Annotated in this window: 14 protein-coding genes; 6 read left to right on the top strand and 8 right to left on the bottom strand. The window is 59.5% G+C overall.

The features are described 5' to 3' along the window. The 3 genes from ACFOMP_RS09580 to ACFOMP_RS09590 all read right to left on the bottom strand — a co-directional run. Window positions 1-242: hypothetical protein (locus ACFOMP_RS09580; protein WP_379029876.1), on the bottom strand; the 242-nt coding region annotated here is incomplete at its 3' end. A 4-nt stretch (window positions 243-246) separates the two neighbouring features. Further along, on the bottom strand, window positions 247-1,632 hold the full coding sequence (locus ACFOMP_RS09585; protein WP_230998494.1) for an aldehyde dehydrogenase family protein: 1,386 nt from the start codon (window positions 1,630-1,632) through the stop codon (window positions 247-249). A 95-nt stretch (window positions 1,633-1,727) separates the two neighbouring features. Continuing rightward, window positions 1,728-2,501 (bottom strand): SDR family oxidoreductase, encoded by a 774-nt coding sequence (locus ACFOMP_RS09590; RefSeq protein WP_230998495.1) that lies wholly within the window; start codon window positions 2,499-2,501, stop codon window positions 1,728-1,730. A 140-nt stretch (window positions 2,502-2,641) separates the two neighbouring features. Between ACFOMP_RS09590 and ACFOMP_RS09595 the strand changes: the two genes are divergently transcribed. After that, complete coding sequence (locus ACFOMP_RS09595) at window positions 2,642-3,544, top strand: LysR family transcriptional regulator (RefSeq protein WP_230998496.1); 903 nt, start codon at window positions 2,642-2,644, stop codon at window positions 3,542-3,544. Window positions 3,545-4,091: 547 nt separating this feature from the next. On the opposite strand, the gene ACFOMP_RS09600 is transcribed toward ACFOMP_RS09595, so the two are convergent. From ACFOMP_RS09600 to ACFOMP_RS09620, 5 genes are all read right to left on the bottom strand, one after another. Continuing rightward, on the bottom strand, window positions 4,092-4,493 hold the full coding sequence (locus tag ACFOMP_RS09600; RefSeq protein ID WP_230998497.1) for a type II toxin-antitoxin system VapC family toxin: 402 nt from the start codon (window positions 4,491-4,493) through the stop codon (window positions 4,092-4,094). After that, complete coding sequence (locus tag ACFOMP_RS09605; protein ID WP_230998498.1) at window positions 4,490-4,753, bottom strand: antitoxin; 264 nt, start codon at window positions 4,751-4,753, stop codon at window positions 4,490-4,492. The genes ACFOMP_RS09600 and ACFOMP_RS09605 overlap by 4 nt, the downstream gene beginning before the upstream one ends. A 638-nt stretch (window positions 4,754-5,391) precedes the next feature. Beyond that, window positions 5,392-6,312 (bottom strand): plasmid partitioning protein RepB C-terminal domain-containing protein, encoded by a 921-nt coding sequence (locus ACFOMP_RS09610; protein ID WP_073061609.1) that lies wholly within the window; start codon window positions 6,310-6,312, stop codon window positions 5,392-5,394. Further along, window positions 6,309-7,217, bottom strand: a complete 909-nt coding sequence (locus tag ACFOMP_RS09615) for a plasmid partitioning protein RepB C-terminal domain-containing protein (protein ID WP_024844291.1) — start codon at window positions 7,215-7,217, stop codon at window positions 6,309-6,311. Before ACFOMP_RS09615 ends, ACFOMP_RS09610 begins: the two co-directional genes overlap by 4 nt. Next, on the bottom strand, window positions 7,217-8,740 hold the full coding sequence (locus tag ACFOMP_RS09620) for a recombinase family protein (RefSeq protein WP_051481103.1): 1,524 nt from the start codon (window positions 8,738-8,740) through the stop codon (window positions 7,217-7,219). The genes ACFOMP_RS09615 and ACFOMP_RS09620 overlap by 1 nt, the downstream gene beginning before the upstream one ends. Window positions 8,741-8,884: 144 nt before the next feature. On the opposite strand from ACFOMP_RS09620, the gene ACFOMP_RS09625 reads away from it, so the two are divergent. The 5 genes from ACFOMP_RS09625 (at window position 8,885) to ACFOMP_RS09645 (ending at window position 11,334) form a co-directional block, all read left to right on the top strand. After that, a complete protein-coding gene (locus ACFOMP_RS09625; protein ID WP_024844289.1) occupies window positions 8,885-9,319 on the top strand; it encodes a hypothetical protein in 435 nt (144 codons plus the stop codon). Between the two features lie 141 nt (window positions 9,320-9,460). After that, window positions 9,461-9,958 carry a hypothetical protein gene (locus ACFOMP_RS09630; protein WP_155984346.1) on the top strand — a complete coding sequence of 166 codons (498 nt, stop codon included), beginning with the start codon at window positions 9,461-9,463 and terminating at the stop codon, window positions 9,956-9,958. 367 nt (window positions 9,959-10,325) lie between these two features. Then, on the top strand, window positions 10,326-10,562 hold the full coding sequence (locus tag ACFOMP_RS09635) for a type II toxin-antitoxin system RelE/ParE family toxin (RefSeq protein WP_231486708.1): 237 nt from the start codon (window positions 10,326-10,328) through the stop codon (window positions 10,560-10,562). Window positions 10,563-10,564: 2 nt separating this feature from the next. After that, window positions 10,565-10,837 (top strand): helix-turn-helix domain-containing protein, encoded by a 273-nt coding sequence (locus tag ACFOMP_RS09640; RefSeq protein WP_231486706.1) that lies wholly within the window; start codon window positions 10,565-10,567, stop codon window positions 10,835-10,837. Window positions 10,838-10,950: 113 nt separating this feature from the next. After that, window positions 10,951-11,334 (top strand): HVO_A0114 family putative DNA-binding protein, encoded by a 384-nt coding sequence (locus ACFOMP_RS09645; protein ID WP_024844286.1) that lies wholly within the window; start codon window positions 10,951-10,953, stop codon window positions 11,332-11,334. Window positions 11,335-11,824 lie beyond the last annotated feature (490 nt).

An 11,824-nucleotide genomic window follows, 5' to 3' on the forward strand; every position in this document is an offset into this window, starting at 1 on the left:
AGGGTTGCAAGCGCCGCAGGCACGGCAAAGACGACGAAGAGAATGGGCAGTTCCTGAGCGACTGTGTAACCGGCTCTGGTCACGCCGACCCACATGTTGACCGCGGCCACGGCCAGCCAAGCCGGGACGAAGAGCTTCGCTCCGGTGGCCATGCCGGCAAGGTCGCCGCCCCAGAGCTTTCCGAACAGAAGGAAGATGCCGAGCAGGACGGCCCCGCCAACGATGATCATCAGCGTGTGCATGACGTTATTCCTCCCCGGAAAAAACGCTCAGGTTCTTCGCGATATCCTTGCCAGTGTAGGGCGGAAAGACATCGAGTTCGAGATCGGGATTGCCGATCAGCATCGCCTTGGTGTTGCTGAGGGCGTTGAAACCGGCCTTGCCGTAATATTTACCCATGCCGCTGTTGCCGACGCCGCCGAAGGGCAGGCTGTCGATCCAGCAATGGAGATTTGTCTGGTTAACGCAGCCGCCGCCGAACGAGAGCGATCCCAGTATGAAGTCGATCACTGCCTGATTCTTGCTGAAGATGTAGGCCGCCAGCGATTTTGGCTTGCGCTTCATGATTTCAACGATTTCCTTGAGGTTGCCGTAGGGCATGACCGGCAGCACCGGGCCGAACACCTCCTGCTGCAGCGCCGGGTCGTCCCAGGTCGAGGGATAGAGCAGCGTCGGTTCGACATAGCGCGCTTTGACGTCATAGCGTCCACCGTGGACGACTTTTTCAGGGAGGATATAAGAGGCGACTCGCTTGGCATCGTGTTCGCTGATCATCCGGGCCAAGTCGGGACTCTGGCTCGGATCCTCGCCATACATCTTGACGAGCGATGCCTTCAGCTTGGCGATGAAGACATCAGCGACGCTCTCATGGACATAGACATAGCCCGGCGCGATGCACCATTGTCCCGAAATCGCATTATGGCCCCAAGCAATGCGATCGGCGGCGATATCGAGATTGGCGGTGGTATCGACGATGGTCGTGTTCTGCCCGCCGAGCTCGAGGATTACAGGCGTCAGGTTCTCGGCCGCCGCACGCATGACCACCTTACCGACTGCCGAGGAGCCGGTGAAGAAGATGAAGTCGAAGGGTAGCTGCAGAAGCTCACTGATTTCCTCGCGCCCACCGGTGATGATAGCGACGTTCTCCGGCGCGAAATAGCGCGGGATCAGTTCGCTCAGCAGCGCCGCCGTTGTCGGCGTCGTATTGGCCGGCTTAAGGATCACCGTATTGCCCGCGGCAAGGGCCGCGATTGCCGGATCGAGCAGCAGGAGGATCGGCGCGTTGAACGGCCCGATCACCAGCGTCACGCCATAGGGCTCCTTGTAGATGACACCGCTGTTGCCGGTTGCTTCCAATCCTTTCGGAAGCTCGACCTTCTGCGGCGCGATCAGCGCCTTCAAGTTCTCGCGATAATAGCGGATCACGCCGCTCGGCACGGTGATCTCGAAGAGCTGCTCGAAGGGCGGCTTGCCGAAATCCTGATGGAGCGCGTCGCAGAGCGCATCCTTGTTGTCAGTGAGCATGCGTTCCATTCGATCGAGCTGGTCGATCCGCCAGTTATAGCTCTTGGTCGCATCGCTCAGGAAATACGCGCACTGCAGGTCGAACAGAGACTGGAATCGGTTGGTCATGACGAGACTCTCTGGATCGGTGACGCGATGTGGGTCGATCGAAACGCAGGCTGGAAACGGATGCGGCCGGGTTCTGGTCCCGCCGGCACCACGGCTTACTTCGTCGTGTAGCCGCCGTTGACGAGGATGGTCTGGCCGGTCATCCACCAACCGTCTGAGACGAGGAAGCGGATGAAGGGAACGATGTCCTCAATGTCGGTCAGCCCGGTCTTGGAGAAATCTGACAGCGCCGCCGCCGTCCTGTGATAGGCGACCGCATCCTCGCCCTCGGCCGGATAGAAGAACGGCGTGTCCATTGGACCCGGCCCGATCGCCGTAACCGAGATTCCTCGCTTGCCGAACTCCTTCGACGCGGCGCGCGTGAAATGCTCCACCGGCGCTTTGGTGCCGGCATAGGCAGCATAGAACGGCGTATAGGCCCCCAGAAGCGACGTCACAAGCGTGCAGACCTTACCGTTGTCGCTTACGTTCGTGCCAGCTTCCTTGAGAAAGAAGAAGGCGCTTTTCGAGTTCACCGCGGTCATGTCGTCATATTCAGTCTCGCTGGTCTCGACCATCGGCTTCTTCAGCACCTTGCCGACTGTGTTGATGGCAATGTCGATACTGCCCATCGCAGCCTTTGCGTCAGCGAACAGTTTCTTGCTTGCGCCGGCGGTGGTGAGGTCGGCCTGGAAAGCGAAGGCGTCCGCGCCGGCTGCTTTAATCGCGGCCACTGTCTCATCGGCAGCCGGCTTCGTGGCGTCGGTATTGTAGTGGATGGCGACCGCTTTGGCGCCCTGTGCGGCGAGATCACGTGCGAGCAGTCCGCCGAGATTCTTCGCGCCGCCGGCAATGAGAACGGTTTTTCCCCTGATGCTGTGATCAGTCATGACGTTTGCCTTCTGTTTATCCGGCCGCCATGTGCGACCGCTTTCTACAATGCAGAATATCGTCTACAATAGCGCGATAAAGTCGGTGTTTCTGACATCACCTGTCGGAAACACCGGACAATCAAACTGAGTTGAGACCCTTGGACCGTATCGATCTCTTTCGCATCTTCGCTCGTGTCGTCGAATGTACGAGTTTTACGCGCGCCGCAGATACGCTCGGACTTCCGCGCTCGTCGGTTTCCGCGGCGGTGATGGACCTCGAAGCGCGGGTCGGCGCCCGCCTGCTTCACCGCACCACCCGGAAGGTCTCCCCGACCTTGGACGGCGCCGCCTTCTATGAACGCTGCCTGCGGCTGATTGCCGATGTAGAGGAGACGGAGGGCCTTTTCCGCCAGAACTCGGTCGGGCCTGCGGGCACGCTTCGCATCGACATGCCGGGCCGGATCGGAAGGCTGATCATCGCGCCAGCCCTGCCGGAGTTCCTCGCACGCCATTCCCAACTCGACATCGAGCTGCGCGTGACCGATCGAGCGGTCAACCTCGTCGAAGAGAGTGTCGACTGTGTGCTGCGTGTCGGACCGTTGAACGATTCAGGACTCATCGCCCGCAAGATTGGCGATTTGCCGCTGATCAATGTCGCCAGTCCCGCCTATCTCGCGCAATACGGTACACCGCGCACTCCGGACGATCTCGGCGGACATCTGGCCATCAACTATGCCTCGCCTTCCACCGGTCGCGTTGAGGATTGGGAGTGGATCGAGGACGGCGAGATACGCACACTTCCCATGCGTGCACGCGTCACCGTGAACAACGCCGAAGCCTATATCGCTTGCTGCCTTACGGGCCTCGGCCTCATCCAGATCCCGGCCTACGATGCCAAACACCACCTCGACGCAGGTGAACTTGTCGAGGTAATGCCCGATCACAGGGCCGCACCACTGCCGATGGCGCTGCTCTATCCGCACCGTCAGCATCTCTCTCGAAGGCTTCAGGTCTTTGCTGATTGGCTGGATGAACTACTGAAACGCCGGCTGCTTTGTTGACGGTATCCAAAGCCCGGCAGCCAGGCGGGTCCAAGATATTGATCTCGCCGTTGCCCCGCCCGCAGCTGTACCAACCGCCAGTCCAGCCCTTCAAACAGCGCCACCAACCTAAGCGATGGAGTGAACGCCCCGGGGGTATCGATATACCACGGTGCGTGCGTTGATCGCACCGCAACTACGAAGGCGAGAACCGCTGCGATAATTGAGGTCTCCGCGATTCTCGCCTTCGCTAGCACTGAGAGAGCCGCTCTTGCTTTGCTCCTAGTGCCGAAGGTCATGCAACTGGGTGCCGAAGCTTAATGCAAGGCGGTGCCGATCCGGATGAGAACCAGCAGCTGCACGGCGAGAAGAGAGATGTCCTGGTGGTCGACTATGTCGACAGCGCTGTCCCGGTCCTCGCGAGGATGACCGCCAAGCGGCGAAAAGGCTACCGTGCACTCGGATATGCCATGGAATAGTATCTGTCAGAAGTGGCATGGAGAGTAGCAATGTTCAATGAAACCTCGCCCATTCCGACGCTGCGCTCACGACAGTCTTCGTTCATCGGCTACCTGATCCAGTTTTCAACCCGCAGGCCGCGAACGCGGGAAAACTCGCCCGTATTGTCAGTCACGAGGATTGCGCCTGCGGCGCAGGCATGAGCTGCGATCAGCAGATCGTTCGGACCAATGGGCTTGCCAGCGGCCTCAAGCTCGGCACGAATGCTGCCATATTCCGCGTCAGCAGGCACATCGAGCGCCAGAATCTGCACGCTTTCCAGTATCGATTCGACATGCGCCAGGAGTTTCGCAGACCCTTTCCTGGCGCACCCATATCTCAGCTCTGCGGCTGTGATGATGCTGACGCAGATCGCATCCGGGCCGACCTCGGCAATGCGCTTTGCCGCGCTGCCGTCAGGATGTCGCAGCAGATCGGAGACGATATTGGTGTCGAGCATGTAGAGGGTCAAAGGTCGATTTCCCTGGCCGGGAGAAGCGTCTCGTCCACGTCAGGAAACTGATCCTCTGGCCCGAGCGGGTCTAGTTCGGCCAGCACTTCAAGCAGGTTCTTGCGGCGCACCGGCTCGATGATAAGCCGGTTCCCATCACGATAGATGTTCACCCGATCCCCCGGCATCTCGAAGTCTACGGGAATGCGGACGGCCTGGCTCTTGTTGTTACGGAAGAGCTTGGCTTCACGAGGCTCTGAATGTGGCTGCGGTCGCGGCATGATCGCCCCTCCTGTGCATATGTATATGCATGAACATATACATCATGCTGCGGAGATTTTCAACCTGCACCGCCGCCAGCCCCGTCCCTACAACCCATTTTGTGGAGAGCGGGCCGGGGCTCGCTCATCTCATCAACCAAAACGCCGGAGCTGAAATGCAACCAAAACCGATGCGGGCAAGGTTGGACTCGGCTGACGCGCTAGACCGTGTTCTTGCTGATGCCGAGATGCACGACGATTTCTTCTACGGAAACCCAGCGGTCGGACATGATGCGGCCCTGGGAGAGCAGCCTTCTCCATCGTTCTCGCGATCTCGTCCGATCCGGTCGGAGCGAACGGGCTTGAGGCGGGTTTTGTCCGCCGTGGTGGTATTCGGCCTTGCCTGGCGGAAACGATCACGTTGGAGCCAGACGCTTGGGCGTGCCGGGATTCATCAATGCTCGACCGGCACGCCCATTCCGCGTCGTGACCGGCGTTATGCCAGCCACGCGGCCAGCGAAAACTCGAGCCGGCCTGGTGGGCTCCGGGCGGGTTCGCCGCCATCCCCACCACCGCGCTCGATCCGCCCCACAGTGCGGCGTCTCCCGCGGTCCCCGCGCTTGATCTGGGTCCGGGTCCCCATGGTCGTCGCGATCAGGTCAGGCTGCTGCCTCTGGTGGCAGTGTGGAGATCATGTCCGCAATCGCCTGGAACTCGGCAAGGAATTCGGGCCGATGCTGCATGAGGTAGCGGACCACCCGGGCGTTGCCGAGCAGCTTCGCCAGGTAGCCCTTGACGACAGTCAGATGCAGGTGGTCCTGACCGTAGGTCTCCTGAATGGAGGTGATCGACTCCTGAAGGCGCGCCAGTTCACTCTCCATCCGGGCCATCGCTTCGGGGGTGATGCCCTTGATGCGCTTGGGCTTCGTACCTTCCGCGAGTTGCCTCTGCGGGGTACCGGCCAGGATCGCAGAGGCATAGGCGACCGAGTAGTTGTTGGCGTTGACCAGCAGCTCGGCGGCCTCGACCTGGCGCAGCGGCTTCATTTTGCGGAGGATCTCGAACACCGCCATCGGGCAGGGCTTGTCCTTGAGGATGGCGATACTCTCATCACAGATCCCGTCCAGCATGCGAACCTTGCGACGGACGCTTTGCGGATTGATGTCCAGCGCCTTGGCAATCTTTTCTTCCGGAACGCCGCGCTCGATGGCGCGACGGATCATCTTGTGCTCCTGGACTGGCGACAACCGGCTGATCCGCTTGTTGTAGGTGAAGGCTTCGTCGTCGGTGGAGACCAGGCATTCGATCTGTTCGATGCCGAGGTCTTTTAATACCTCGACGCGAACATGCCCGTCCAGCAGAAGGAAGGTACCCGGATTTGAAGGGTCGCGGGCGACCACGGGCGGCTCAACAAGACCGACCTCGCGGATCGAGGCGGTTATCTGCTGGTATTTCCTGCTGGATTTCGTGGCCGTTCGGAGCATTCGCACTGGAAGAAGAGCGTCCACGGCCAGGGTCACACAGTCAACTTCAAAGCCATGGACGACGGGATCGGAGCGGTGGCGATCTTTCCGCGTCATGGGTCCGTCCTCGCGTGTTCCTCCAGATAGGTGGGCATCACTTCGAGATTTTCGGCGCGAAGCAGCGTAACGAAGTTCTCGTCGCTCCGGAGCGCGCGGAACGCTTCCGTGACGAACAGAAGCCGGCTTTGGGTCAACTCCGCCTTCTTGATCATCAGCTTCTGGCGATCTGCTTCCTGACGATAGGCCCGCACGAGCGCATCACTGGTCAGAGGGCGCTCGCTGCGGTTCACCTTGCGGCCCAATGGTGTTTCATCGACGCGCCTCCCACGGCGCTGACGTCGTTCGAGCAGACGCCGCACGGCCGCAAACTTTTTCCCCCGCAGCTTCTTTTCTGTATAGGCATCCATGAGCGCGCGCTGAGCCCCCTCGTCGTCCGTTTTGGAAATGTCGATTGCGAGATTCAGTGGCATGAGGCCAGTCTCGACCGCCGATACGAGGCGCTGCTCGCCGCGCTCGAGCAGCCCGGCGATCATGTTGACGTATTCGGAGCTGAGCCCGATTTTGCACGCGATCTCACGGTCGTTGTAGCCGCGCTTTCGGAGCGCGCCGATCTCTTGTATCAGGTCGATTGCACGATGCTGGCGCCTCGCACAGTTCTCGACCAGGCTCATGACGAGGCAGTCGCTCTCGTCGGCGTCGATCACGATGGCGGGGATGGCGTCCTGCTTCAGTTCGATGAAGGCTTCGAGCCGCCCCTGGCCGCAGACGAGGTCGTATTCCGCAGGCTCCGTCGCCGCGCGCCGGGTCACGGTGATCGGGCGCTTGAGGCCGATGCGCGCGATGCTCTCGACCATTTCCTCGAACGTTCGCCGGTTGCGCACACGCGGATTGAGGATCCGGATCCTGTCGGTCGGGATGAGGGTCACATGTTTGTGATCATCGGTCGGAATGTCATCGGGCATTAGGCCACCTCCGAGAATCTGGCCCTGCCGGCCATTGAGAAGAAGAAATCGAGCGTGTCGAAGCGATAGGCATCGAGAGACAGGCCGTTCTGCTCGGTCAGCCGAAGCCGGTCCGCAGTCATGTCGATGCTCGGGAGGACGTAATAGTCGCGTGGCGCCGCATTCAGCTCGTCCATGCGTATGGCGATGGTGATGTCCGGCAAGAGCCCCGTGTCGAGGCGGATGCGCCAGCGCAGCGAGCCTCCTGCGGTCTCGAAGCATCGCGACAGCACGACCGATACCGTGAATTCGCCGTTGACGGTTAGCAACTCGGTCCGGGGATCCTGAACGGAGCTGCCACCGGCGTTCTCGATCCCGGCGATGACACCCGCCACGATCTGCGGATGTGCCTCGCGGAGCTTGCGGTTGATCTCGATGTATCGGTAGTCCCGGTCGGGCTGATAGCCGACCATCTCATAGGCGCGCAGCAGGCTGCCGAACCGGGATCGGAACGCGCTCGATGACGGCGTGTCCTCGTGCTCGTCGATGACCAACCCGGAAAGGAAGCCCTTGCTCGCAAGCAGTGCCCGGAGTGCGTCCAGCAGGTCCTGGTCGGAAAGATGGCGGCTGCGCGCATCGACGATTTCCCGGGCGCGCAGGAACAGTGCCTCATCGACGATGGCCGGATAGGCGCCCTGGGCGCGGATCCACATCTCGCGCGGGTTCACCACCCGGCGCTGCTTCAGCTTGAACGAGATCTTGTTGAAGACGTTGTTGCCGATGTATTTCTCGTTGGTCAGCACCTGATGGACCGTCGCCCGCGTCCATGGCCGGTCGAGATCGGTGCGCAGTCCGTCGGCGTTCAGGGCATCCGCGATCTCGCGCTCGGATCGGCCGTCCTCGACGAACATGCGATACATGCGCCGGACGACGTCCTGTTCGTCCTCGGGGCCGGGGACGAGAATGACCCTGTCGGTCTGAAGGCTCTTCTGCTCGCCGCGCGACAACTCGCCCTTGGGATTGCCGTGCTCGTCGATCAGCACCCGGCGCAATCCGTATCCGGGCGCACCGCCCTGGCGGAAACCGAGTTCGACCAGGCGACACTGGCCCGCGAAAACCTTCACCGAGAGTTCGCGGCTGTATTCGCCAGCCATGACCCGTTTGACGGTTTTCAGCAGATTCGAGCCGATGCTGCCGTCATTCTCGAACTGCTCGCCGCAGTAGTGGACGCGGATCCCGGCGCGCGAGCAGACATGCTCATGGTAGGCGCCTTCGTCGGCATCCTGAAACCGGCCCCAGCGGCTGACGTCATAGACGAGGATCGCCTTGAAGTCGGCTTGACCGGATTCGACCTCTGCCATCAGGTTCTGGATCGCCTCGCGGCCGTCGAGACGGAGCCCGCTCCGACCGGAATCCTCGAAGACGCGCAGGATCTGAAGGCCGCGAGCCAATGCATATTTGCGGATGACGTCGAGCTGGTTCTCGGTTGAGTATTTCTGGTGATCGGTCGACATCCGTACATAGGCGACCGCAGGCACATCCATCTCGGGCGGCCCGTCGCTACTATCCGAATTGGTCGTCCAACGACCGCCCAAGCACGCATCTCCTCGTCATTCCAGGCAAATTCGTCCAATCCGCGTGAAGCTGCGGCTGAATCCCCTCGTCCATCTAAAGCGAGGGAGACCGGAATGTCGTTTCCGAAAAAGGGCAAGTTCTTTCCGAAAGATAACGGGTATACTGGGAATGGTCGGCACGAGCCGAACAACTGGTTCGCCGCTGAGATCGCATCGACACTGAAGCGATCACTCGGAGACAGCCGGGCGGGGGCGAAGATCGTCGCCTCCTGGACCGGCGCCAACGAGAAGACGGTGAAGAACTGGTTTGCCGGCAGATACGGACCGAGCGGAGAGCATCTGGTCGCCTTGGCGCGACACTCTGACGAGGTGTTGGGGATGTTCCTCGCAATGGCCGGTCGGGAGGAACTCATGGCGGCCACGAAGCTCGCGGCCGCAGAGCAGGCGATCGAGGAGCTGTTGGTGGCGGTCCGCCGGCTGACGGCCGACGATGAACCCGACGACACCGAGGCGTCGCCTGACGGGGCGGATTTTACCGTCCGTAAGTGATGCGCAAGATTGCGCAACGCTCATGGCCCCGTCATTTTTCAGCGTGATCTAATGACCTGAAGCGTTAAGGCCACGTGATGATTGGTTGAACAGCGCCCGTTTTCGTGTATCCTTGTATGGATGTTTTGATGAGGTTATTCTATGGACGCCAAATATGTGACTGAACCAAAACTCGCTTTTGCTTCACTTTCTGTTCTCATGATACTTGGTGGCCTCTACCAGGAAAAGTGGGCTGAAGCCTCTTTTCTGGTTGCGTTGGCATCAATGGCTGGTTTCATACTGATCCCATCGTCGTCAAGGGAAAGGCACACACTCTGGTGCTTTATCTTCAAGGTTCATATTCAGACGCTCGTACTACCGTTTCTTCTGCTTTGCACCGTCATCGGCATGTCGAAGGGCTTCCAGAATCCGGTCTCTGATACTGGCGCCGCGTTTGTTAAGCTTTCCCTCACAATATGGGTGTGCCTTCAGTGGCTTGTCTTGCTGCCGCTTGCGTTGCGTCCTGCAATTGAAAAGTGGGTTGAGAGCCAGAGAGGTGAACGTGTGCTGAAAATTGTCGTAATCGACGATTGGGTCAGGATCTTGTTCGATATCCTCTGGGTCGTCTTCGTATTTGCCCTTTACCTTCTTACACGCTGATTTTTCTCTTTCAGCTGCAATCGCCGAGACCTGCTGCACCATGTCCGTGGGGCGATTATTGCCATGTATTTCATTTTAGTAAATTATGCTATGATCGCAGGAGGCGTAGCTATGGCCTGGAACACGTCCGTGACGATTGAAGACCATTTGAGCAGGTTCAAACAGGCCGCTTCTCGCCTGCTGCAGAGGCCGACATTGATGGTGTCTGGTACTTCTTACCGCCCCATTTCTTGCAAAAAGTAACCCGATGGGCTACATGTAGGCATGCAGACAGATAGCGGAAACCCCTATCTCCACCCAACAGACCGAAAAGCTGTTCAATGAAGACGAGAATCAGAAACTGATCGATTTTCTGGCCGAGAACCCCATGGCCGGTGATGAGATCTCTGGCACGGGTGGGGTGCGCAAGGTTCGGTTCGCGGCCTCAGGTCGAGGCAAACGGGGCGGTGCTCGGGTGATCTACTACTATCTGGATGAAACCATGCCGCTTTACGCGCTTCTGACCTATGCTAAGAACGCGAGAAGCGACATGACCCCGGATGAAAAGCGCACGGTGGCCGCGCTGGCCACGGCGCTGAAGGCTGCATGGAAGGAAAGGAAATGAGCATGTTTGGCGAAGATCTGATCCAGGCCATGGGCGAGGCACTGGCCCATGCCAAGGGAGAAGGCCCCGCAATCCTGCACGAGCCGGTCGATCCGCGCGAGGTCAGGATGCGGGCGAAGCTGACACAGGCGCAAATGGCCCCATTGATGGGGATGAGCCTTTCGGGGTATCGAAAATGGGAACAAGGTCAGCGTCGCGTCTCTGGTCCTGCTGCCACGCTGCTGCGGGTGATCGAGAAAGAGCCCGGTGCGGTGCAGCGTGCCTTGGCGGGTTGACCCTGAATGCGTCGAGTAGTTGGAAGCCAACCGGAAATCACCCGCCTCCCGCATGATCGGATGAATGCCGACCAGCATTTCCAGGGGCACCCGATAATGCTGGCAGGAACACAATGAGCACTCTAAACATCCATCTGGACACGGGGGCCAATTTTCGCGCAGGCTTCACCGAAGCAGGCGAACTGGCCGTTGCAGCCAAGGTCCGCGAAGCGGTCCCCGCGCTGTATTTTCGCAGCTACGAGGATCTGCATCGGGTTCTCACACCTTCTCGTCTTAGGGTTGTTATGGCGCTTGCCGGGCAAGGGGTCATGTCCATTGACGAGCTTGCGCACCGGGTCGGGCGCGATGCGCCAGCCGTGCATCAGGACGTAATCACGCTCGCAGATGCGGGGGTTATCGACCATACTGCAAAAGGCGCCGAATTTCCCTATCGCGGCATCCACCTCGATTTCTGGGTGGATTTATCGGATGGGAACATGCAACGGCATGAGCAATAAGCAATATCGGGAGAGCGCTTCATACACTACGGCGCGGCCGATCACCTCAAGGCCTGCAAGATCGCGAACCAACCTCGAAGCAATTGTGAACCTCTGAACTTTGCCAGTCCCAACACGATAACCCGCGTGCGAAGTGAAATAAAAGGCAGTCAACGAAAAACGCACTAGCCAAAGCCACTGGATTCGTTCAGGATTCGGATGGAGAACAGAGCAAGATTCTCTGAAATTTCAAACCCGTGAAAAGAGGCAGGTAGTTCTGCCTTTTTGATCACGAGAACTGCCTCTCCCGCATATTAACTCCCATACAACGTACTGATTTTGCCAAATTAACGACGCTTGGGAATGAACTCGCCACAATCAGTGATGATCGGTCACGATGAGAGCTACCGGATTCAGCTTTCTTTCAAACGCCGGACTTCAGAGTTGCGGTGTAACCATCCGGCGTAGGCCGCGGACGGGTGTCCGTGCTCAGGGAGTGGGCTTGGGTGCT

The sequence above is a fragment of the Paracoccus simplex genome (assembly GCF_042648325.1).
GTDB lineage: Bacteria > Pseudomonadota > Alphaproteobacteria > Rhodobacterales > Rhodobacteraceae > Paracoccus > Paracoccus simplex.

What these genes read in the sequence shown, in the direction of transcription:
- ACFOMP_RS09585 (WP_230998494.1), bottom strand. Translation starts at nt 1,632, where the DNA reads ATGACCAACCGATTCCAGTCTCTGTTCGACCTGCAGTGCGCGTATTTC.
- ACFOMP_RS09590 (WP_230998495.1), bottom strand. Translation starts at nt 2,501, where the DNA reads ATGACTGATCACAGCATCAGGGGAAAAACCGTTCTCATTGCCGGCGGC.
- ACFOMP_RS09605 (WP_230998498.1), bottom strand. Translation starts at nt 4,753, where the DNA reads ATGCCGCGACCGCAGCCACATTCAGAGCCTCGTGAAGCCAAGCTCTTC.
- ACFOMP_RS09610 (WP_073061609.1), bottom strand. Translation starts at nt 6,312, where the DNA reads ATGACGCGGAAAGATCGCCACCGCTCCGATCCCGTCGTCCATGGCTTT.
- ACFOMP_RS09615 (WP_024844291.1), bottom strand. Translation starts at nt 7,217, where the DNA reads ATGCCCGATGACATTCCGACCGATGATCACAAACATGTGACCCTCATC.
- ACFOMP_RS09620 (WP_051481103.1), bottom strand. Translation starts at nt 8,740, where the DNA reads ATGGATGTGCCTGCGGTCGCCTATGTACGGATGTCGACCGATCACCAG.
- ACFOMP_RS09625 (WP_024844289.1), top strand. Translation starts at nt 8,885, where the DNA reads ATGTCGTTTCCGAAAAAGGGCAAGTTCTTTCCGAAAGATAACGGGTAT.
- ACFOMP_RS09630 (WP_155984346.1), top strand. Translation starts at nt 9,461, where the DNA reads ATGGACGCCAAATATGTGACTGAACCAAAACTCGCTTTTGCTTCACTT.
- ACFOMP_RS09635 (WP_231486708.1), top strand. Translation starts at nt 10,326, where the DNA reads ATGGCCGGTGATGAGATCTCTGGCACGGGTGGGGTGCGCAAGGTTCGG.
- ACFOMP_RS09640 (WP_231486706.1), top strand. Translation starts at nt 10,565, where the DNA reads ATGTTTGGCGAAGATCTGATCCAGGCCATGGGCGAGGCACTGGCCCAT.
- ACFOMP_RS09645 (WP_024844286.1), top strand. Translation starts at nt 10,951, where the DNA reads ATGAGCACTCTAAACATCCATCTGGACACGGGGGCCAATTTTCGCGCA.